A 22372-nucleotide genomic window follows, 5' to 3' on the forward strand; every position below is an offset into this window, starting at 1 on the left:
ACTTAATATTATGTGTAGAATCCGCCGACATCATTAACGATGTACATTTAATGAACAACACAGGAACTTGGCTTTATACCGATTGGTCAGATACCAGTAGGTCGGCTTGCACGGATTGCTTTTACTACGACACGTACTTAAGAGCAAAAATTCTATGAAAACTGTTATTTGTAACTCACTTCAAAGCTTTTGGGATATGGCTGATAACCAATTCCTTGAAGGCCAACATGTGCATTGCGTATTTCCCGTTAACGACAAGCTACGAGTCTTTATACTCAGCTCGCAAGATCGTTATAAAATCAGAAACATCTCTTTTACTCATGCTTTCGCATAGCAGCACACCAAATCAGTAATTGAGCTTCCCCCAAACAACGGAATGAATTGAACATACCATGTAAATTTCAAACTGTGTGGGGACAGCTCAAACTCGTTTATCCTAGTTGCTGATTTACGCTAGTCTCTTGTCTAATCTCGTAACTAAGCCGCTGGCTCGCTGCGTTTTTATCTTGAGCCCTCGTTTCATCGTTCCCATGTCAGCAAAAAGCATCAGCTGCTTCTTGGCGCGCGTAATGCCAGTATAGATAAGCTCTCTGGTCAATATCGGGCTAAAATCAGGCGGTAAAATCATCAGCGTTAGATCAAACTCACTGCCTTGTGATTTATGAATGGTCATCGCATAGGCTGTTTCGTGCTCTGGTACGCGGCTTGGTAAAATAGCTTTCACGCTACCATCTGGCAGCTCAAAATACACTTTCAAACGCGGTTCTTGCTCGCTCGTATCAAGCATGCATATGCCGATATCACCATTATACAAACCTAGCCCATGATCATTACGCGCCACCATCACGGGTCGGCCGTGGTACCAAATCTCATCTTGAGTCTTGATCAACTTACGTGCGACCAGCGCACGTTCAATACGTTGATTCAAACCACTTACCCCAAAATCCCCCTCACGAATAGCACAAAGCAAACGGCATTGATTAAAGCAATCCAATACGGCTTTGGCTTTTTGGGCTTGAGTTTCCAAAGCGTCAGCACCAGAACTCTCGATGCGCGTGAGATAACGACCATACTCCTTGACTAAGGTTTTCAGCATTAGGTTATAGCTTTCACTGCTGAGTGAGTGGTGCGTAATATCAGCATAATTACGTTTTAACACCTCATCCACCATAGCCACTTGCCCAGCATTGATCGCTTTTGCTAATTGACCAATGCCTGATCGGACATCAAAGCGGTAGCTTTTTTGCAGCATGCATAAGCTGTCTGAAATCGGGGTTGCGTTAGGGTGTGAATGAGCAATCAGTGTTTGATAGCCTGTTAACTTAGCTAGGTACTCGCTGTGCGCTCGGCTGTAGCCTAAGGTCAAAAATGAACAAATGTCCCCCAGCACAGCGCCCGCTTCGACTGACGCGAGTTGGTCTTTATCACCTAGTAAAATCAAGCGTGCGTGTTTGGGTAATGCCTCGATTAACTTGACCATCATCGGTAAATCGACCATCGATGCTTCATCAACCACCAATATATCTAAATGCAGCGGGTTACGCTGATGGTGACGAAACTCAACACTATTAGGTATGACGCCCAATAAACGGTGAAGTGTGCTCGACTCGGTGGGAATCGCCGCTTTCAACGCCGGCTCAACCGCCAGTTCAGCCACCGCTTTACCGATCGATTCCGTTAAACGTGCCGCAGCTTTACCCGTTGGTGCCACCAATTTAATGGTGGGCGTCTCACCTTGCTGTTGGGCTTGAGTAATCAAAGCGGCTAGTAATTTGGTAACCGTGGTGGTTTTACCGGTTCCCGGCCCGCCAGAAATCACGGCAAAGCGGCGTGTCAGTGCCACTGCCGCTGCGACTTTTTGCCAGTTGATGCAAACGCTTTGCGGGATCAGCGTCTCTAATGCTTCGAGTTCTTTCGCCGTACGTGCTTGGCTAATGACTTGATCAATCTCATTCCAATCAAGTTCATCGGCGTTGACCACATCCAGAAAATCACACACTTGTTGCTGGCGTGCTGATGCATTGGCTGTCTCTGGCAATTGGCGAAGCGCATGGAGCAGAAAGTGGTATTGACGCGCAAACAGTGTATCAAGCAGCAATTTTAGCTTTTGGACATCAGTAGGCTTTAGGCTCATGGGTGTCCCAAAGCTGATTAAACGCTGTGCTAAGGTAACTTCATAATGCCAATAACGGTGTAGATATAAACGTTGCCCATCAAACATTAAAGGCACCGCTTCCCCTTGTTGTCCGACTAAGTCTGAACGGTTGAGTAGCCAGGGCCAATCAATCGCCAATAGGTGCTGATTGACCGCCAATGCTGCCTCACCAAACAAGCCTAACTTAGCTGCGAGGTCGACACCCTGCGCCGTTGAAGCATCCACTAAAGGTAAGCAGATATGCCCCTTGGCCAATTCAGCACTGACCACCGCGGCAATAAATCCGAGCGCTTGGCTATGTTCAGCGCCAAGTTGCTGCTGGCTTTTTTGTTCGATAAAACGCGCGAATTGGTAATCTAACTGACGCATAGCGCCTTTTTCCGCTAACTGCTTAAGCGTTATCATTAGCGTACTGCTCATAAATCTAACTCCATTTGCCCTGCATCGGTCGCGCGAGTATCTACGGTTTCTCCATCAATCAATCTGTCCATCTCATCAAGCAGTTCAAAACTCGGTTTGGTTGAGAAAATCCCATGCTCAGACTCGCCATCCATGCCGCGTAAAAAGAGATAATAGACTCCGCCAAAATGGCGATGGTAGTCATAGTTTGCTAGACGACTGCGTAAGAATCGATGCAGCGCCAATGCGTAGAGTTGATATTGTAAATCATAGCGATGCTCTGCCATCGCCGCTTTCAAACGCTCGCCATGATAGGCGCTGACATCATCCCCCAGATGATTCGATTTCCAGTCCAGCACGTAATACTTTCCTTGATGCTCAAACAGCAAATCAATAAAGCCCTTCAGCATGCCCTGCACAGTGTAAAAACCAAGATCTCCAGCTTTAGCCGACAGTGGATCATGGCGTTGAATAACACGGTTCAATGCAGGAGCGCTCAGTACTTCTATCGGTAATAGAAATTCCATTTCAACCAAACGCTGAGTGGCGATTTTTTGGTTCAAACGCAACGTTTTGCCATCTAAAGGTGTCTGTAACACGGTATCGACCAGCGTTTGTAATACTGGTAACCATTCAATATCGATTTGTTCTCGCACCAGTAAATCAAGTATCACTTTTTGGTTAGCATCGCTGCTAGCAGGCTCAGTAAACTCTACCTCTTCAAAGAGAGAATGCAAAAAAGTACCGGGCGTTGCACCGCGTGGAAAAGTGAAAATGGAACGTTCTGGCTCAACCAGTAAAGCTTCCGCTTGCTCATCAGCAGAGTCGATATCAAAGCCTGAGACTTCTAAACTCGCGTCGTGGCTAGCGTGTTTCACACCTTGTTTTACCAACCCAGAATAGCTGGTCATTCGCCAAAAACGGTCAATCTGCGCTTGCAGTGTTTTGGCACTCAATACCGGCGTATCGACACTCAACGCTTTAAACGGCTCTGGTTGCTCGGCTGGTGGCTCAGAAACACGAATGTATTGATTGGATTGAGCGTGCAACGCAGCGTTAAGATCGGCAATGCCTGCGGCTTGACCATTTTGCAGCAGATAGCCAATGGCACTTAAATGCACACCGGTTGGCTCTTTGGTGGAGCGGCCATTACGCAGCGGCGCAATGCCGATAAAACAGCCATACACAGCACGAGTCAGCGCTACATAAATCAAGCGCAGATCTTCCGCAAGCCGCTCTTTATCTGCTTGCTTGAGAGAAGCTTCACTGGCGGTAATATCCAGCACAGTTTCCTCATTCACGGCATCATGATATTTGCCTTCACTTGCCTCGCGATAGCTGACCACAAACGGCAGAAACACTAAGTCGTATTCCAAACCTTTCGATTTGTGAATAGTGACGATCTGCACTAGGTTGCGTTCGGATTCCAAACGTTGAATTTGATCATCACGGCCTCCTAGGCCATGCTCGGCGTCACTGATAGCTTGTGCCAGCCAACGCAGCAAACCGTGATCGCTATCAATCTCTTGTCGCGCTTGCTGTAGTAGCTCACCGATGTGCATAAAATCGGTCAGTGAGCGCTCACCTTGCGGCTCTTCCAACCAACGTTCAGCGACGTGACGTTTGCTCATCACACTGCGCAACATAGGAAGCACGCCGCGCTCAAGCCACAATTGGCGATACTGTTTAAATTCGTTAACCGCGTTTTCCCATACCGATTCGTCGTTGTTTAAATCATCCAAGCTGGCAGCATCTAAAGCGAAAAGTGGTGAGGCCAAACAAGCCCGCAAGGCGCGATCATGTTCAGGAGTCAGTACCGCTTGCAATAGACGCTGTACATCTTGTGCTACCTCGCTGCTAAAAACACTATCGCGGTTCGAGAGATAAACACTGGCAATGCCTTGCGTAGCGAGCGCCTCTTTCACCATACGACCTTCATTACCCGTCCGTACTAAGACTGCGATGTCACCGGCTTGCACGCTCTTTTGCCCTTTAGCAGCATCAAAGTACGCTTGTTGATGCTGCGCGGCGCTCAAAATTGTCTGAATTTGGCTGGCGCACGCTTTGGCCATGCATTGCAGGTATTCGCCTTTTGGCAACGGGCTGTCTTGCGTTTCTTGCAGCCAATAGGTGAGCGCTGGTTGCACGGTTCCGTTAAGCCACCATTGACGCTGCTGCGCATTTGGGCTGGCTTCAACGGGTAAAAAGGGAATGTCTTGGTCGTAGATAAAAGCACTATCAGGCGTACTAAAAATCTGATTGACGGCATTGACCATATTCGCGCTAGAACGCCAGTTGGTCCCCAAGGTGTAGTGTGCGCTCACCTGTTTACGCGCTTTGATGTAGGTAAAAATGTCTGCACCACGAAACGCGTAAATCGCTTGTTTTAGGTCGCCAATCATAAACAAACCGCATTCAGCCTTAGGCAGATAAATGCGGCTAAAAATACTGTATTGCAGCGGATCGGTATCTTGGAATTCATCGATCATCGCAACGGGGTAAAGGCTGCGAATCCGCTCAGTCAGTATGCCCAGCTCATCATTATCTATCGCGGCAGAAAGCTGAGTGAGCAAATCATCAAACGATAACCACTGCTTTTGTGCTTTCGCTTTGGCAAGCATGGCTCGGCAATGAGTAATAGCGTGCGCCAGCAGCGGCGCTTCTAAGCTGATGGGTTGTTGCAAAAAGAGCTCAATGGTCGTGAACAGCGCATGTTGCGGGGGTTGACCTTTTTTCGACTTAGCCTCCAACGCGCTTTGTGCAAACTCTTGTAATTCGCTCGGTAGGTTCAATTCATGCTGCGGGTTGCTCGCCCACAACGCTAACCCTTCTAGCCGTTTCAGTAACGCTTTCTTGGTTGCTGCATGCAAATCTGAAGCTTCAATGCACGGCGGTAAATCATCGCATGAATCAAGCCACTGCTTTTTTAACGACTCTATGCGTGACAGGCACGATTGATAAAGCGCGCTTAAATCGCCACTCATCGCTTCAACAGAGAGCGTTAGCGCCGAGCCAGTTAAATAGCCACTGATTTTTTCAAGCAGCGCCGCTGGTGATGACCATAAACGGCGCACTTCCGCAGCAAGCTGAATCGACAACGGATAGAACTGACGACGCCAATAATCCGCGACCACTTGCGCTTTTAGATGACTTTCATCGGTCACAAATTCGTTATTAAAACGGCTGCCCGATTCAAACGCATTTTGGGTGAGCATACGCTGGCAAAAGCCGTGAATGGTATAGACTGCCGCTTCATCCATCTGCCGTTCCGCTTGCAGTAATATTTGCGCCGCTTGCTTGTGATGACTGGTTTGCTCAAGTAGCGGTTTGATAACAGGGTCATCACTGAAACCGCGCGAAAAAGCGATACGCGCCTCATGAATGCGCCGCCGAATACGGTCACGAAGCTCAGCAGTGGCAGCTTCAGTAAAGGTCACCACTAGAATTTGATCGACCGTCAGTGGCACTTGATGACGTGACTTTGCATCACCATGCCCAAGTAACAGGCGTAAATACAAACCTGCAATGGTGAAGGTTTTACCCGTGCCCGCCGACGCTTCGATAAGCCTTGCACCGTGCAGCGGGAACGTAAGGGTATTTAATGGTGTTGTGACCGTAACCGGGGTCATACTCATAAACAGTTAGCCTTTGAATACGCAAGCGAATGTGATCGCGCTTGAATAATGGTATGAATAATCAAAATAAGTTTATAAATTAAGACGTTGTGAGATCTTTCTCACGGTTCGCCAAACGGGCAGCCTTTACTATCCGCGCCACGTGTTTCGTAAATCTCACGATGATGCGAACCAACCAAATAATGGTCCCTCTGACCTGTGGCCGTACAGAAAACGCCCTACACAATAATGATTGACTGGCGGCCACTCTACTTTCCAAGCAGTTATCCATCGCTAAACATCCTGCGCCACTTGAACCCACAATCGTGGCCCTTGCATCACCAACGTGGCCAATAAACGCACCTGCTCAGCTAAGGCTTCATTCCACTGCGGCCAAATACGCGCGATGTAAAAATTGCTTCCTTCACCGTGGCTCATGTAACTTTCATTAAAGGTATCGGCCATTTTCTTGAGCGATTTATCGCGATCATCAACCCATTGACCACGGCTGAAGCCAGCTTCCACACAGGCTAACGCGGTTTTTGGAAAGTAAGCGAGCGGAGCTGTCATACCTTGATAAAACAAACCCACCAGTTCTGCGAGCAACGCTTTGGCTTGTTCGGTATCGGGCATGGGCGGATAAATAAAATGCTGCACACCTTCTTTACGATCGTAGCCCATCAAATGAGTAGGTTGACTTTCGCCCATCGCCGCTAGTGAGAGATGATCAATCCACGCGGCTAAATAGTCCTGCGCGCGAATCGAACCACTGCGGTAGCGCACTAAACCGGATTGATAGCGCTTAGTCAGCCACCCCGTCAGTTGTACGTTTTTGCCTTCACCAAACAATTCAAATCGCAGATCGATCTCTTGGTCATCAAGTGGCGAATGGCATAAGAAAGCGATTCTTTGCGCCAATTCTTGTGCTTGCACGCGATTAGTTTCAAATTCCAAGGATCCAAAAGCACCAATCGGTAACTTTCCTTGCGCGCGCTGCTGGTCGATGAATCTCTCAAGGGCATGCGGTGAATTGGGTTGATCAAGCAGCAACTCTAGCAGTTCATCGCGTAACTGGTAGCTCTCTAAGCCATTTAAGGCAAAGGGTTCATCATCTTCCATTACTGGTAACGGAGGCTCGAACGTCACTTTAAGGCGACGGTTAAAGAAATATTGCACAGGCAAACGCCAAAACCGTTGCAGCTCAACCAGATCTAAACTGACAGGAAAGCTCGCCCCTTGTAAATAATCGCTCAGGGCGAGATTAAACTCACCACTGGCTCGCCCTTGCCGACTGGCGGCAGGTAGCCACTCTTTGGCATAGCTACCGGTTTTACTCAAAAAAGCATTAGGGCTAAAAGGCACCATGGCGTGAGTGGTCGTTAAAGCACAGGCTAAATTTTTGGCCGATTGATCGCTGCCAAGCGCTTCATCCCCGACCAAACAGTAATTTTGTTGGCAATACTCTAAAAGCTCAGAGACCAACACCGAAGGAACGCGTTCGGTATTATCTTGAATTGAGCGTCCGACGTAGCTGATGTACAAGGTTTGCTGCGCCGAGAGCATCGCTTCTAAGAACAAATAGCGGTCATCGTCACGCCGCGAGCGATCGCCAGCGCGGGTGCGACCGTTCATCAAATCAAACCCTTCGGCTGGCATAGTGCGCGGGTAAACGCCATCGTTCATTCCTAGTAAACAAACGGTTTTAAAAGGGATGGAACGCATTGGCATTAAAGTACAGAAATTGACTTGTCCCGCCAGAAAACGCTGGCTGATGCGCGTACCTGACAATTTGTTTTGCAAATATTGAGTAATAATACTTGGCGCAAGTGCTTGCTCATAACCGGCCTCGGCCAGTTGATCTTTTAACTGCGACAAGGTGTCGCGAATCGACTTGAGTGCGAGCTCCCCTTCCAGCTCAACCTTGAAAAAAGCGCCAAGCATCTCACCGAGCAAGCGGCGCCACTCGTCCACGCTTTGGGTCTGCGCTAACTGCTCGCGGTAATGGCTCACTTGCTGAATAAAGTGCGCTAATTTACCCGCCAATTCAGCGTTCATGCCTTGCACTTCATTATAAGGAGCGAGCGTCACTTCGCCTTGCGTAAATAAACCTGCTGAGGCTGGCATGGCATAACCAAGTAACATGCGCTCAATCCCGAATTGCCAAGTATTTTGCTCGGTCTGTGGCAACTCAAATTGTTGCGCGGTGCTAGCATTAAGCCCCCAGCGAATGCCAGACTCTTCTACCCACAATTTGGCTTGCGTAAAGTCTTGCTCATTAAGCTCAAATTTTGCCATAATAGCAGGAGTTTCAAGCAGCTCTAATAACTCTGACGCTAGGCAGCGAGAATCGGGTAAATGCACTAATTGCATAAATGCCGCTAAGATCGGGCTCTCTTGATCTGCCGTACGGTCTGAAATGGAGTAAGGAATAAAGCGCTCACCCGGCGCGTTACCAAATACCGCCGCAATGGCTGGGCTGTAAGCATTGATGTCCGCCACCATCACAATAATATCGCGCGGTTTCAGTTCAGGGTCAGCATCAAACATTGCCAACAATTGATCGTGCAACACTTCCACTTCTCGCATCGGGCTATGGCAAGCATGAAGAGTGAGCGATGGATCATCCAAAGCAATCACTTGTTTGTGGTCGCTACTGTCCAGTTGACTATCATCTCGATGCTCTTGCAAATGTAAAATGTCGGCCTGCAACTGATGCAATAAGTTATCGCGTGGCAGATCAATAAAAAATTCGTGCTCTTCATTGTCCGTTTGGGAGAGCAAAAAAAGATTATCGCGCCCAAGTTTTCCCATCGAGGCCAATAACTCATTGCCAACCGCAGCTTCGGTATGCAATTCATCCACGAGGTTAGCTTCAATGTCACCTTTAAGCGGCGAGCGTTGCCCTTCAAACTGAATCTCATCACCTTGTAAGGCGAACGTTTTACGTTGCTGACTGTGCAGTCTGGCGAGCGTTTTTCTATCTCGAAGATCGCCCCAATAATGCTGACAAGGGTTGGTAAACATCAAGTGAACATCAATCTGCTCACCCAACGCTTTGAGTGCATCCATATAACGAGGCGGCAGTGACGAAATACCGAAAATAAACAAACGTTTGGGCAGTTTGGTTAAATCAACCGAGCCACGCGCAAGCTGATCAATAAAACTTTGATAGAGATTGGCACGGTGGTAGTGCGACTGGCCTTGATCTAGCGTGTATTGATATAAGGCTTGCCATAATATCGGCTGCCATGGATGCTCATCACCAATCTCGCTCACATCATCGCCCGCCTCCCACTTGGCAATCCAATCGGGGCGGTAGACTAAATAACCATCAAAAATATCGGCAATTTTCTCGGCCAACTGATAGAGCTTGGAATGGTCATCATCCTGTTCAAGATAACGCTGCAAAGGGGCAAAGGGGTCGAGCGTGAGCAAGGTTGGCAACAGATGCATCAGTTTCCACGTCATCGCTTCTTTGTTAAAAGCGCTGCGCTTAGGTACATCAGGTAGCACTTTAGTGAACATGTCCCAAATAAAGGTCGCCGGTAGAGGAAACTCAAGGTTCGCCGCCACACCGAGCTCTTTCGCTAAGGCCATTTTGAGCCATTGCGACATCCCCGGGCTTTGCACCAAGATCTGCTCTTTCTCAAAGGGGTTGGCTAAGGGTGCACTTTTGATCAAATGCACGAGTAGGATCTTTAAGGTATCGACTTTATTGGAATGGTAGACAGTAAACAAAATGCACTCACGCTTTTCTTGTCACAATAAGGACTGAGATTAGCATAAGTGCATTCTATACTTGAGAATTTTATGTTTTGAATTGCCTAAACTGCAGGCTATTTCATTTCACAGTTCAATGCGTGTTCATCTTGCTCTTCTAGCTCATTCATGCTGCTGAGTAGCACGCGATGAGGTTGATAGAAATTTAAGTAACGAATAGCAACATAACCCACCACAATAGTTGCCACAATCAACTCTAACCCAGCTAACCAATGCACTTGCTGTACATACTCAGCACTCACCCCAACGGTTTCCATCCAATGTGTGAGTTTAAATAGCGCCGTTGCACCAATCACCATTGGGAAGGTAAACGCTGCGTAGCCTGGGCTAAAAGGCAAGCGTAATAATTTAAAGAAAGCTAAGTAGATAATCGTTGTCATTAACACGGCAATACCAAATAAAATGCCGATGATCACTGGCGATGGGTTAGCCGTGACAGTTAAGTAACCAGCCAATGAGAGGCTCGCTGGCGCCGCCAAAATAGCCATGGTTGGTTTTGCTGCATCTGGAACTTCATGTGTGAACATGAAACGGTAAATCATCATCGGCAGCATCACCGCATAAGCGACTAAACCGAACATCATGGTTGCATTTGCGATTGGTGCAAGTGCTGGGTTTCCAGAAAACGCCACGTCGGCCACAATAATACCCACAGGTGGAACGAACCAACTTGGCACCATGTGGTGAAGTTCAAAAGACTGCGCGCGATGGTACAAAAAACTGACCAAGAAGATGATGTGTAAACCCACAGCAAATAGCCATAACGCATCACCAGCCATTGGGTAAAAATGGCCTAATGAATTGGAAACCACCATTGTGCCCATCGCAAAAGTAGGCACAACACTGCCCACAACCGGATGAGCGAGATCTTGGCGTAATAAGTGACCATGAAAGAGAAATTTAAACGCAAGAACCACCAGCAACACGCTGGCAATAACGGCCCCACTTAATTGTCCATAACCTTGTAATGGTGCAAAGTTTTCCCAACTCCAACCCAAGCTTGCGATGCCTAGAGCTAAACCCGCCATAGGGGTTGGCGCACCCATAACTTTCGCTTTTGCTGCTCGAATCATATTGACCTCTCATCAGAACTAACAAAGTAGTTGTTCAATGTCGCTATCATACGCTTGCCTTTTGTTCTGATATATCTAAATATATAGAACACACGTTCAGATTAATTAAACAAAATTATGGCTGCCAATATTTCTCTTAAGCAATTGAAAGTATTCACTTCGATTACGCAACACAAAACCTTGACCCAAGCTGCAGAGGCGCTATTTTTGTCAAAAGCGGCCGTGAGCATGTCACTGTCTGAACTGGAAAAACAGCTTGGGCATGCGCTGTTCGATAGGGTCAATAACCGTTTAATCCTCAATCAAGAGGGACAAAAACTGTTGCCGCTCGCCGATGAACTGCTAAGCCGTGCGAGCAACATCAACCAACTGTTTGACAGTGAGCAAACCCTCGCAGGCCAATTGCGCATTGGTACCAGTGATACGATTGGCAACCATGTTGCGCCTTATCTACTCAGTCAATTTCGCCAGCAAACCCAACACATCTCGCAAAGTTTGTTTATTTCCAACTCGGCGCTGATTTGCCAAAAGTTGGTCGATTACGAACTGGATCTCGCGTTGATTGAAGGAAAAACACTGCACCCAGAGCTGATTTCAACGCCTTTTTCACACGATGAAATGTGTATTATTTGCGCACCCGAACATCCACTCACAATGATAAATCAGCTCACCCTCAATAATTTCGAACAGAGCCAATGGGTATTGCGCGAAGCGGGTTCTGGCTCGCGAGAGTTTTTCTTACGAGCTATCGCACCGCGGCTCGAACAGTGGCATGAAGCCTTTGAATTGAATACTACTGAAGCCTTAATCAACAGTGTTTCGGCAGGGTTAGGTTTAGGCTGTTTATCCACCCTTTCTGCGCATTCAGCACTGCAAGATGGCCGGGTCAAACGGCTCCATGTGCCGCTGGACATGAAACGCCGTTTTTGGCTATTGGTACATAAAGAAAAATACCAAAGCCCACTGCTCAAACACTTTATTGAATTTTGTTATCAATGGAACAAAGAGTAGCCATCCACCTCTCACTTTTTCCTGCTCACCTAGACTTCATGGTTTAAAAACTGTATAAACAGCCAGTAGAATTAATGACTAAGTTAGAGGATTAACCATGGCTGTAATCGTCAAGTACGTGGTGGAACGCAACGGAGAAGAAAAGATGACTTTTACCTCTAAAGCAGACGCTGACGCTTATGACAAAATGCTCGATATGGCAGATGAGCTTTTCGAACTGTTAGGGAAAAGTGAGTTGCTAGAAGATGAAGCCAAGCAAGAAGCTTTGGCGATGTTCTTAGCGCAAAACAAAGAAGAAGTGCTTTACGCACTTGGCGCAAAGCGCAAGCCTGCACCGGCTAAGCCTAAAAAAGCCAAAGCGGTAAAAGACGAAGCACCAGAAGAAGATGCAGCTTAAGGCGATTAAACGCTTAAGATAATAGAACGTGAAAAGACCGCTGCTTCGTCAGCGGTTTTGTATTTCTGTCTAAAGAAATACATCGCTAAAAAGACAAAAGGTATCGTTTTACGGACTTTCTCCCCTTTTGCCCTTTCCTACCCCTGCCTCACTCTTTATGATGCTTGATAAATCGAGTGCGCCGCAATGATGCTCAACCTACGCTGGCGAGCGCATCAATAGTGACAACATGGAGATATCAAAATGGCTTACTTTGCACTTGCCTTTGGCACGGCAACCAAAAACCGTGATGGAAAAATTATTGAAGCGTTTTTTCCAGCGCCAATTCTCAACCCAAGTGACGCACTAGTGAGCGAGCTTGCTCAAGTCTCTGGTTATGGCGAAGGCAATCAGTATCTCGACATCTCAACCGAGCAAAGCGCCCAACTCGCCGCGATATTTGCTCAACATGATCAGGCTAACAATGCCAATTTTGCCGATAAAGCCGCTAACGCCTCACAACCACTAGTGCTGGTTATTTTAGCTTCCGACCAACAACCTCAATCAGTCGCTGAAGGCTTTTTGAAGCTACAACTGATTTCACACCGTTTAGTGAAACCACACGGTACTGTGCTTGATGGTATTTTTGGCCTGCTGCACAACATCGCATGGACCAATGAAGGTCCTATCGACCTACCTGAACTAGCAGATCGTCAAATTGAAGCTCGCCTTGCAGGCCGTGCTTTAACGGTAGATTGTGTCGATAAATTCCCGAAAATGGTTGATTACATTGTCCCAGCGGGCATCCGTATTGCGGATACCTCGCGCGTTCGCCTTGGCGCGCACGTGGGCGAAGGTACCACAGTGATGCATGAAGGTTTTATCAACTTCAACGCTGGTACAACAGGCGTGAGCATGGTTGAAGGGCGTATTTCTGCAGGTGTAGTTGTTGGTAATGGATCGGACATCGGCGGTGGCGCTTCTATCATGGGTACGCTTTCTGGCGGCGGTAAGGTCGTGGTCTCTATCGGTGAAAACTCACTGCTTGGCGCAAATGCAGGCTTAGGTTTCCCACTCGGCGATCGCTGCACGATAGAATCAGGTTTGTATGTAACTGCTGGCACTAAAGTGCGTATGCTCGATAACCAAGGCCAAGAAGTGGAAATCGTCAAAGCACGTGATTTAGCTGGAGTATCGGATCTACTTTTCCGCCGCAACTCGATCACAGGTCAAATTGAGTGTTTAGCCAATAAATCAGCCGTTGAACTGAACAGCATGCTGCACAGCCATAACTGATCCAGTTTTTCTGATAAAACGGCTTGGCGATGTGCCAAGCCTTTTTCTTTTGCGCGCTTTCTACTGCTAGGCTACTTTCTACTTTTTTATTTTGCTACTTCCACGTTACGAGCCAAACCGTTATCCCGGGTGGCCATCGACTCTCGGCGTAAATAACATCGTGCCGAATTTCCACACAAACAGAGTAAAAGCGAATATCCAGAGTGCGGCACTGATATTCACCATCAAAAATAGTTGTGCTGGAAAAAACGCCACACCGAGGCTGCGTACCAATGCCGACACCATCAAAGCCGCAAACGCAATACTCATTTTAGGCCCTTGATAAATCGCCCTGCCGGTATGTCCCATAGTCACGCGTGCAATCATCGACAAAATCAAGCCTGAGATGGCTCCAATGGCAAAAAGGTGGATCAGATTATGGGTGATATACGCATCATCAATTAACCCATGCAGTAATAAGCTCAAAGGAATACAGGCATACGCGGCGTGCAGCGACCAAACCAGAGGCTCACTCAATGTTAGCCATGGTTTCCAACGCATCCAACGTACCCACTGCGCTAACCCAGCCAGTAACATGATAGGCTGACCAATCTGCACCATCGTCAGCGGGAAGAAACTCAAAATAAACAAGGCCGCAATGGGTGCATTGGCTAACCAATCGAGCCATACCCATGGCTGTGCTTTTTCAAAGTTAAAACGCCTTGCGCTGAAGAAAGGGATCACGCGTGCTCCCATGACTGATAGCAACAATGTAAACCACCACAACATCGCCTGCCATACCGCCGCCGAGCTAAAGGGCGGCATTCCTTTGATGGTGGCATAACTCGCAAAGTTCGCGCCGATCGCTAAAATAAACAGCGGCACAAAAAAGAGATTTTTCCAGCCTTTCGCTTGCACTACTCGGCGGCCAATTTCATAGGCCGAAGCCGCCAAAAAAAGCGCTTCGACAGAAGAGATGACCCACAAAGGTGTCGGCGTCCACAATAAGATTCGAGGCGCTAACCACAAGGCGACTAACACGGCTAAGCGATAATGTTTCGTGCCATTAATGCCAGTCCAGTTCTGTACGGCAGTCAATAGAAAACCGACCACAATTGCCATAGCAAAACCAAACAGCATTTCATGTACATGCCACCACAGCGCAGGAACTTGCAATGCCGATGGCTGACCTGTTTGAAACATCCAGACCCATAACGTCACCGCTAAAACGGCATATACGCTACCAAGTAGGAAAAAGGGACGAAAACCAAGGCGCAACCAAGCGGGTATGCGTTGTTCTACTTTTATATCGGTAATATTGAGCACTGTGACCTCTTACGGCGGTGGTGGATATAATGACAGACGACCAACACCATACGCATAATTCAAGCCAATAAAAATACCCAATAAAAACAATAAAATAAGAAATATCACTCAAAAAAAGAGTCATAAAAACTCAAGAAAAAACAGTCATTATGACTCAATGAACTCATTTAAACTCCATTCTAACCAGTGGTTACACGCATAGCACTGCGGTTCGAGCTAATCACCACACAAGCCGTCTGTTTTTGTTTACCAAAACCGATGATTTGTGACAGCGCTTTTTTGCCGACCGGAATGAAAGCCGAAGCCATCGCATCCGCTTCTGTTTCTGCATGTGGATCGTGAATGAAGAAGAATTTATCGCTCATACCACTGAGTACGATCCAATGCGGCTCTTTCTTACCATCGAAACGATAAGTGCTGATGAGTAGCAGCACACATGCTCCTTCCGTCACCCACGCTTCTAGTTGCTCTTGACTCGGTGGTGCATCAATCATCGCCACATCTTGATGAGTAAGCTGCTCACAAAAATCAAGATGAACCAATTCGATAACTTGTTTTTTATTAGCATCTCGCACGCTATCAATAAAAGGCGTGCTTTTGGATTGGCTCCACAGCTCCACATGATAACCGCGTCGACTAGCAGCCAATGCCAACCCTTGGCCGCTGCACCCACCGTGCCCCGCCGCCATAAAAATCGTTGTCGCTTCTCGCCACAGTTGCAGCTCAGCGGTACGACTCGGCTCAAACGATTTAGACAAGCAAGAAAAGCTCATCAGCAAGCATGCCGCACCGCAAGTAAATGGCGTAGTCTGAACATAAAGTGGCATCGGTAATTGCACCTTAGGCCCTTGTGGCGACAAGCGTTTTTGCATCCGGCGTCCATTACACAAATCATCGTAATAATGGATAAGAAATTTCAGGGTTTTATAGCCCATTTTTTCATATAAATTTATCGCTGCCGTATTGTCTTCACGCACTTCTAATCGTAATGTAGTGGCACCTTGATCAAGAGCAGCACGCTCGCATTGCTCGACCAAATTTTGAGCAATCCTCCTGCCTCTGAAATCAGGTTTTACGGCAATCGAATACAACCTTGATAGCTGTGTACCTTGATGAAATAGTAGCAATGCATATCCAGCCAGCTCTGTGCCGGCATCGGCCACAAACAACACCGCTTGGTTGGAATGTAAAAAACGCTTCATTTGACGTGGAGAGATTTTATCTCCGTCAAACAGCTGTTGTTCTAACGCATTAAGAGCAGCGAGATCAGCACTTTTCGCAAGACGAAAGTCCATACGACGTCCTTAAGTGGTTGGCAAGATTGCGGCTCAATATTATTCCTATTGATTAAGGAAAAGAATAGCAATGGCAAACCTTTTGATCGTGACCGACCAGTCCAGTGACTGGCAACAATATTTCCCCTCAGAGCAAGTGGTAAGTGTAGACCAATACCTCAACAGTAATGGCACCCATACTCATCGCAGCCTGCAAGTGGTCAACCTGTGTCGCGATTATGGCTACATGAGCAGCGGCTATTACTGCTCGCTGATGGCAGAGGCACGCGGCCACCGCGTTATCCCTCGAGTGATGGCGATCAACGACATCAATCAACCCTTTTTACTCTCTTCTGGCTTATTGAAACTCAATAAACTGTGCGCCCAAACCGATTTTATACAGTGCAAAATTTATTTTGGCCGCACCGCAGAAAAAGGCCTGGATAAACTGGCTCGCCGCCTGTTTGAACAGTTTATGGTGCCCGTTATTGAGTTGGAAATGAACCGCGTTCAAGGGCAGTGGCAAATCAGCAAAATTGGCCCTTTCCCATTCCAAGATTTGAACGACCAAGAGCAAGATTTCTTCGTCGAATCATTAGAGCTGTTTTCAACCAAAGTTTGGCGTAAACCGAAGCAAGAGAAAAAGTACCGTTACGATATTGCCATGCTGGTGGACGAAGAAGAGAAAATGCCGCCTTCTGATCCCTCAGCATTAAAACGTTTTCGCCGCGCCGCAAACCGTTTAGGAGTCAACCTAGAAACCATTTCACCGGATGACTTATCGCGTTTGGGTGAATTTGATGGCTTGTTTATTCGCGCCACCACGAACATCAGTAATTACACTTACCGCTTTGCAAAAACGGCCGAGAAAATGGGCTTGGTGGTGATGGATGATTCTGAATCGATCATGAAATGCACCAATAAAGTGTTCTTAACTGAGTTGTTGCAACGCAATAAAGTGCCTGCGCCAAAAGGCGTGATTTTGCAAAGTTTTGATGAGCAATGGAAAAGCAATGTCATGCAGGAGTTGAGCTTTCCCATGGTATTAAAAATTCCAGATGGCGCATTTTCACGTGGCGTGGTCAAAGTACGCGACGAGCAAGAGCTGGAACGCGAAGCCGGCGCACTGTTTGAAAAAAGCGCTCTGATTTTGGCACAAGCCTTCATGCCAACTGACTTTGACTGGCGCATCGGTGTAATGAACCGCCAAGCCATCTTCGCCTGCAAATACATGATGAGCCGCGGCCACTGGCAAATTTATCAACACCACAACAGTGGCCGAGTCTCTTCTGGCGGCTTTGAAACCTTGGATTTAAAACAAGTACCTAAAAACGTGGTTGATGTTGCCTTAAAAGCGTCAAACCTTATCGGCAGTGGCTTGTACGGCGTTGACTTGAAAGAGATTGATGGCCAAGTTTATGTAATTGAAGTGAACGATAACCCTAGTATTGATCACCAAGTTGAGGATGCGTTTTTAGGCGATCTTCTTTACGATAGGATCATGACTGAGTTTCTGCGCCGTATTCAAATGCGCGGCTTCTGATCTCAATTGGTATAATCTACTGCTCCTCAATGCAGAGTCATTGAGGAGCAAGTGATAAGGATATTCATGGAATTTTTGATCGACCAGTGGCATTTTTCTGCATCCGCTCCGCAGCAAAAACTCAATAGTGCTTCACTGATTGAAGCAGGGAATTGGTATCACTGCCAACGCGATATCTCCGGTTTAAAAGAGTGGTTGCTTCAGTATCAGATCCCCACTTCAATTGTCGACAGCCTCTTAGCAGAGGACACTCGCCCACTGTTTGAACAATACGATGATGATAACTTTTTACTGATTTTGCGTGGCGTAAACATGAACGACAACGCCAACCCAGAAGATATGTTGAGCGTTCGCATTCTCTATTTCAATGGCGCGCTGTTTTCAACCCGAAAAATCCCGTCAAAAGCCGTCAATGTAATCCGTGACCTACTGCAGGCCGGGCAAGGCCCGCAAACTCTTTCAGATGTACTCGTGCAGATCATTGATGGTTTAAACAAAAACATCGATAACTACTTAAACAGCATTGAAGCGAAAATCACCCAATACGATAACGAAATTGAACTCAGTGACGAGCTGATGCAGACGCATAAAGCGCTGCTCAAAATCAAACGTTTTATCAAACCTCAGCAATACGCCATCGACGATTTCAGTGATTCCAAAGTCTCGCTGGCAAATGATAAAAACTTACGTCTGCGCCACAGTGTTAACACCATCACGCGCATTAATGAAACCCTCGATTTTTACCTTGGTGAACTCGAACTGATCAAAGGGGAATTACGTCAATATCATGCAGAGAAGATGAACCAAAACACCTATTTATTCTCGGTGATTGCGGCGATCTTTCTACCCACAAGCTTTTTAACTGGCTTACTTGGGGTTAATGTCGGCGGTATTCCCGGCACTGAATCCCCCGTTGCTTTTGCTCTCTTTTGCATCGCACTGGTTGGTATTTTTGGTTTAGAGTTTTGGATTTTGCATCGGTTACGTTTTTTCAATAAGGAGTCATGATTCGCTAATTTAGCAGGGGTAGAGCCCTGTCATCATGCAATCATTGATGAGCTGATTGCTACGGTACGTTAGCGCCTTAGCTTTTATTCCAATTTTAAACGTTTACATTAATTAGAAGCCTTGATTTACCTGTATAGAAAGTCGTAATTATCACATTGATTGCATTGTTCGTTTGCCTTATTTACACCACCATTGTTAAATACAGCGAGCAATAGCAAGAGGTGTAATATGGCTACCATAAAAGATGTAGCTCGCGAAGCCGGTGTGTCAGTGGCAACGGTTTCACGAGTCATCAATAAATCCCCTAAAGCGAGTAAAACATCGATTGAAGCGGTCACCGCCGCAATGAGTTTACTTGGTTATCGGCCTAACGCCGCCGCACGAGCTTTAGTCAGCCAAAGTACCGACACCATAGGCGTGCTAGTCAGTGACGTTTCCGATCCTTTTTTTGGCATGCTCGTGAAAGCGGTCGATAATGTGGCTCATGACAATGGCAAGCATCTGTTGATTGGCAATGGTTATCACCGTGCTGAAGAAGAGCGCCAAGCGATTGAACTGTTGATCAACAGCCGTTGTGACGCTTTGGTGATTCACTCGAAAGGTTTATCGGATCAAGAATTGATCGACTACGCCGCCGAAGTGAAATCGATGGTATTGATCAACCGTCATATCCCGCAACTGGCTAACCGCTGCATCTCATTGGATAACTACAAAGGTGCTTATTTGGCGACTGAGTTTTTGATCCGCCACGGTCATAAAAAAATCGCTTGTATTGGCTCTTCTCATTCGATTGAAGACGCTACAGATCGCGTAGCTGGTTATCAAGCCGCGTTGAAAGATCACGGTATTGAGATCGCTCCTAATTACATCGAGTTGGCCGAACCACACAGCGAAGGTGGCGAGCAAGCGATGACTCACTTGCTGATCCGTTCGATCGACATGACTGCCGTGGTCGCCTACAACGATAATATGGCAGCGGGCGCGTTAAATGTGCTTGAGGAGAATGGTGTAAAAAGCCCTGAGCAAATTTCAGTGATCGGCTTTGATGATGCGTTGATCGCACGCTACATTCGCCCAAGGCTGACCACCATCCGCTACCCAATCGAGATGATGGCTGAAAAAGCCGCTAAACTGGCACTCCAATTAGCCCGTGGCGAAACGATAGAAAAAGAACCGATGATTTTCTCACCGACTTTGGTGCGTCGAGATTCGGTAGAAAAAATCTGACGCACTCAGGTTACACTTTCACTCGCCACTTTGGGCATCAATACTCAACATCTAAGCGATGTACCCACCTTAAACGTCAAATTGGTAAATGGTGGTATGAGTATATTCTTGCCCTGGCGGAGTAATACAGCTGGGTTGCTGCCATTCGGCATGATTGGGAGCATCCGGCAAGTATTGAGTTTCTAATGCGACCCCCGCATAGCCTTGATAAACCCCACCGCGCCGATTGGGCGTCCCCGATAGCCAGTTTCCACTATAAAGTTGTATGGCTGGCTTAGTCGTAAATACGCTCATGGTTACCTTTGCATCTGGTGACTTCAGTTGCGCGGCGCACACGGTTAAATCAGCTTTATCAGGCAATAAATAACTGTGGTCATACCCTTTGCTTGCTTGTTGCTGCTCATCTTTGAGTAAGTCACGACCTATTGATTTTGCAACGCAAAAATCAAAGCCCGTGTCGATGACAGATTTTGGCCCTGACAATGGGATTCCATGTGGATCTGTGGGTAAAAATTGATCGGCTTTTATAAAGAGTGAATGATCTAAAATCGTATGATCACTCTCTGCGCCTAGCAAATTAAAATAGGCGTGGTTGGTTAAATTAAGCGGCGTTGGTTTATCTGTGGTCGCTAAATAGCGGAGGATCAATTGATTATGATCGTTCAGTTCATAGCTCACGGCAATGTCAACATTACCGGGAAAACCTTGGTCACCATCCGATGAATGGATTGAAAACGTCACTTGTTGAGCACTTTTGTGAGCAATAGTCCAACGACGCTGATCTAACCCTTCAAGACCGCCATGCAAACTATTTCCAGCTTGGTTGGTCGTCACTTGATAGCGTTGATCATTTAATTCAAATTGGCCTTTAGCGATCCGGTTGGCATAACGTCCCACAGTGACGCCCATATAGCTTTGTTGTTTCTGGAAGTCGCTCATGGTGGAAACACCCAGCAGAACTTCTCTGCGTTCCCCATCCTTAAGCGCCAACTCACAACTGAGCCATGTTGCGCCAATATCCATTAATACTACGCGGCTACCAATGCGGTTAGTCAAACTGACAAGTTGTGCAGGACGGCCATCATAGGCTACTTGCTGAGTCATAGTGTGAAAAAGTGAAGATGTGCAGCAAGCCTCCACTAGACCAGCGCCCTCTTTTGCTTGGCAGACGTAAATCGACGCTTTGAGGCCAGTCGCCACTTCATATTTCTCATCGACAGCCGCTTTCACTGCATCAACCAATGTCGGTGGGACAAGTGACACAATACAGCCACCAAAGCCGCCCCCAGTCATACGCACACCGCCTTGGTCACCAATCACCTCTTTGATGATATCAACCAAGGTATCAATCTCTTTGACAGTAATTTCAAAATCATCACGCATCGATGCGTGCGATTGAGCCATCAGCTCGCCCATGCGCTTCATGTCGTGGGCTCGCAGCGCTTGGGCCGCTTCAACAGTACGGTCATTTTCAGTAATGATGTGACGAGCACGTTTAGCCACCAACTCATCAAGCTCAGAAACTTTTTGGTTAAACTGTTCAATGCTTACATCACGCAGCGCTTTGACGCCAAAAATACGCGCAGCCTCTTCACACTGCTGACGGCGAGTATTGTATTCGCTATCTACCAAGCCGCGTTTTTTATTGGAGTTGACGATCACGACGGCCATCTCTTCTGGCATTGAAACCGCTTGTGTTTCTAGGCTACGGCAATCTAAAAGTAGCGCGTGGTTTTCACGACCTTGCGCCGAAATCATTTGATCCATAATACCGCAATTACAGCCGACAAATTCGTTCTCAGCCTGTTGGCCATTTAGTGCGATTTCCGCTTGAGAAATATCCAGTTGATAAAGTTCTTTAAAAGTTTGACCGATCACGACCTCAAGCGCAGCCGAAGAGCTAAGCCCCGCTCCCTGTGGAACATTACCGCTGACAGTAATATCCGCCCCGGTAAACGAGTACCCACGCGCAAGCAAACATTTCACCACGCCGCGAATGTAGTTCGCCCACATTTTGTCTTGTTGGAAAGTAATCTCTTGGGTGAGGTCAAACTCATCAAGTGCATTGCCATAATCAACAGATACGATGCGGACTAAATTATCTTCACGCTTGGCAGCCGCTACCACGGTTTGATAGTTAATTGCGCAGGGGAGCACAAAACCGTCGTTATAGTCGGTGTGCTCACCAATCAAATTTACACGGCCTGGCGCTTGGATGATATGACTAGGCGCGTAGCCCAACACTTGCTCAAAAGACGCTCTCACATTTTGGATTAAATCAAACATTTGCATTCCTAAACTTATAAACTGG

General features: G+C 47.1%; 14 protein-coding genes and 1 pseudogene. 7 read left to right on the forward strand and 8 right to left on the reverse strand.

What is annotated here, in order from left to right:
• The first annotated feature begins 154 nt into the window (after nucleotides 1-154).
• Nucleotides 155-334, forward strand: coding sequence for a hypothetical protein (locus AACU59_RS10905; RefSeq protein ID WP_013856153.1), 180 nt, complete (start codon nucleotides 155-157; stop codon nucleotides 332-334).
• Between the two features lie 114 nt (nucleotides 335-448).
• On the opposite strand, the gene recD is transcribed toward AACU59_RS10905, so the two are convergent.
• The 4 genes from recD to AACU59_RS10925 form a co-directional block, all read right to left on the reverse strand.
• Nucleotides 449-2575 carry an exodeoxyribonuclease V subunit alpha gene (gene recD, locus AACU59_RS10910; RefSeq protein ID WP_094145263.1) on the reverse strand — a complete coding sequence of 709 codons (2127 nt, stop codon included), beginning with the start codon at nucleotides 2573-2575 and terminating at the stop codon, nucleotides 449-451.
• Nucleotides 2572-6189 (reverse strand): exodeoxyribonuclease V subunit beta, encoded by a 3618-nt coding sequence (recB, locus tag AACU59_RS10915; RefSeq protein WP_094145262.1) that lies wholly within the window; start codon nucleotides 6187-6189, stop codon nucleotides 2572-2574. Before recB ends, recD begins: the two co-directional genes overlap by 4 nt.
• Before the next feature lie 273 nt (nucleotides 6190-6462).
• Nucleotides 6463-9906 (reverse strand): exodeoxyribonuclease V subunit gamma, encoded by a 3444-nt coding sequence (gene recC, locus AACU59_RS10920; protein ID WP_094145261.1) that lies wholly within the window; start codon nucleotides 9904-9906, stop codon nucleotides 6463-6465.
• Nucleotides 9907-10004: 98 nt separating this feature from the next.
• Complete coding sequence (locus AACU59_RS10925) at nucleotides 10005-11021, reverse strand: TDT family transporter (protein WP_013856149.1); 1017 nt, start codon at nucleotides 11019-11021, stop codon at nucleotides 10005-10007.
• A 117-nt stretch (nucleotides 11022-11138) separates the two neighbouring features.
• On the opposite strand from AACU59_RS10925, the gene AACU59_RS10930 reads away from it, so the two are divergent.
• The 3 genes from AACU59_RS10930 (at nucleotide 11139) to dapD (ending at nucleotide 13704) form a co-directional block, all read left to right on the forward strand.
• The gene (locus AACU59_RS10930) at nucleotides 11139-12032 is read left to right on the forward strand and encodes a LysR family transcriptional regulator (protein ID WP_161437668.1); all 894 of its coding nucleotides are present in this window, start codon (nucleotides 11139-11141) and stop codon (nucleotides 12030-12032) included.
• Nucleotides 12033-12129: 97 nt separating this feature from the next.
• The gene (locus AACU59_RS10935; protein ID WP_010318120.1) at nucleotides 12130-12429 is read left to right on the forward strand and encodes a YebG family protein; all 300 of its coding nucleotides are present in this window, start codon (nucleotides 12130-12132) and stop codon (nucleotides 12427-12429) included.
• A 243-nt stretch (nucleotides 12430-12672) separates the two neighbouring features.
• Nucleotides 12673-13704: a 2,3,4,5-tetrahydropyridine-2,6-dicarboxylate N-succinyltransferase gene (gene dapD / locus AACU59_RS10940; RefSeq protein ID WP_081245327.1), complete on the forward strand. Its 1032-nt coding sequence runs from the start codon at nucleotides 12673-12675 to the stop codon at nucleotides 13702-13704.
• A 120-nt stretch (nucleotides 13705-13824) separates the two neighbouring features.
• Here the strand turns inward: dapD and AACU59_RS10945 are convergent, their stop codons facing one another.
• Nucleotides 13825-15009 carry an NnrS family protein gene (locus tag AACU59_RS10945; protein WP_094144448.1) on the reverse strand — a complete coding sequence of 395 codons (1185 nt, stop codon included), beginning with the start codon at nucleotides 15007-15009 and terminating at the stop codon, nucleotides 13825-13827.
• A 179-nt stretch (nucleotides 15010-15188) separates the two neighbouring features.
• Complete coding sequence (locus AACU59_RS10950) at nucleotides 15189-16304, reverse strand: GNAT family N-acetyltransferase/peptidase C39 family protein (RefSeq protein WP_094144447.1); 1116 nt, start codon at nucleotides 16302-16304, stop codon at nucleotides 15189-15191.
• 70 nt (nucleotides 16305-16374) lie between these two features.
• Here AACU59_RS10950 and AACU59_RS10955 point away from each other — a divergent pair, with 70 nt between their 5' ends.
• The 3 genes from AACU59_RS10955 (at nucleotide 16375) to AACU59_RS10965 (ending at nucleotide 20061) form a co-directional block, all read left to right on the forward strand.
• Nucleotides 16375-17826, forward strand: coding sequence for a RimK family protein (locus AACU59_RS10955; RefSeq protein WP_017046561.1), 1452 nt, complete (start codon nucleotides 16375-16377; stop codon nucleotides 17824-17826).
• Nucleotides 17827-17892: 66 nt separating this feature from the next.
• The gene (locus tag AACU59_RS10960) at nucleotides 17893-18834 is read left to right on the forward strand and encodes a zinc transporter ZntB (protein ID WP_094144446.1); all 942 of its coding nucleotides are present in this window, start codon (nucleotides 17893-17895) and stop codon (nucleotides 18832-18834) included.
• 228 nt (nucleotides 18835-19062) lie between these two features.
• On the forward strand, nucleotides 19063-20061 hold the full coding sequence (locus tag AACU59_RS10965) for a substrate-binding domain-containing protein (protein WP_026027964.1): 999 nt from the start codon (nucleotides 19063-19065) through the stop codon (nucleotides 20059-20061).
• Between the two features lie 69 nt (nucleotides 20062-20130).
• Here AACU59_RS10965 and galM read toward each other — a convergent pair whose 3' ends face one another.
• Complete coding sequence (gene galM / locus AACU59_RS10970) at nucleotides 20131-21165, reverse strand: galactose-1-epimerase (RefSeq protein ID WP_237666596.1); 1035 nt, start codon at nucleotides 21163-21165, stop codon at nucleotides 20131-20133.
• A gap of 30 nt (nucleotides 21166-21195) precedes the next feature.
• Nucleotides 21196-22347, reverse strand: a pseudogene (gene galK, locus AACU59_RS10975) (galactokinase); the annotation flags it as partial.
• Nucleotides 22348-22372 lie beyond the last annotated feature (25 nt).

Origin of the sequence: Vibrio sp. V23_P3S9T160 (genome assembly GCF_963886625.1) — a bacterium.
Lineage (GTDB): Bacteria > Pseudomonadota > Gammaproteobacteria > Enterobacterales > Vibrionaceae > Vibrio > Vibrio anguillarum.

Bases quoted from the DNA above. Each gene is read 5' to 3' on its own strand.
- recB (WP_094145262.1), bottom strand. From the start codon at position 6,189: ATGAGTATGACCCCGGTTACGGTCACAACACCATTAAATACCCTTACG.
- AACU59_RS10965 (WP_026027964.1), top strand. From the start codon at position 19,063: ATGGCTACCATAAAAGATGTAGCTCGCGAAGCCGGTGTGTCAGTGGCA.
- recD (WP_094145263.1), bottom strand. From the start codon at position 2,575: ATGAGCAGTACGCTAATGATAACGCTTAAGCAGTTAGCGGAAAAAGGC.
- AACU59_RS10935 (WP_010318120.1), top strand. From the start codon at position 12,130: ATGGCTGTAATCGTCAAGTACGTGGTGGAACGCAACGGAGAAGAAAAG.
- AACU59_RS10930 (WP_161437668.1), top strand. From the start codon at position 11,139: ATGGCTGCCAATATTTCTCTTAAGCAATTGAAAGTATTCACTTCGATT.
- dapD (WP_081245327.1), top strand. From the start codon at position 12,673: ATGGCTTACTTTGCACTTGCCTTTGGCACGGCAACCAAAAACCGTGAT.
- AACU59_RS10950 (WP_094144447.1), bottom strand. From the start codon at position 16,304: ATGGACTTTCGTCTTGCGAAAAGTGCTGATCTCGCTGCTCTTAATGCG.
- AACU59_RS10905 (WP_013856153.1), top strand. From the start codon at position 155: ATGAAAACTGTTATTTGTAACTCACTTCAAAGCTTTTGGGATATGGCT.
- galM (WP_237666596.1), bottom strand. From the start codon at position 21,165: ATGACTCAGCAAGTAGCCTATGATGGCCGTCCTGCACAACTTGTCAGT.
- AACU59_RS10925 (WP_013856149.1), bottom strand. From the start codon at position 11,021: ATGATTCGAGCAGCAAAAGCGAAAGTTATGGGTGCGCCAACCCCTATG.
- AACU59_RS10960 (WP_094144446.1), top strand. From the start codon at position 17,893: ATGGAATTTTTGATCGACCAGTGGCATTTTTCTGCATCCGCTCCGCAG.
- AACU59_RS10955 (WP_017046561.1), top strand. From the start codon at position 16,375: ATGGCAAACCTTTTGATCGTGACCGACCAGTCCAGTGACTGGCAACAA.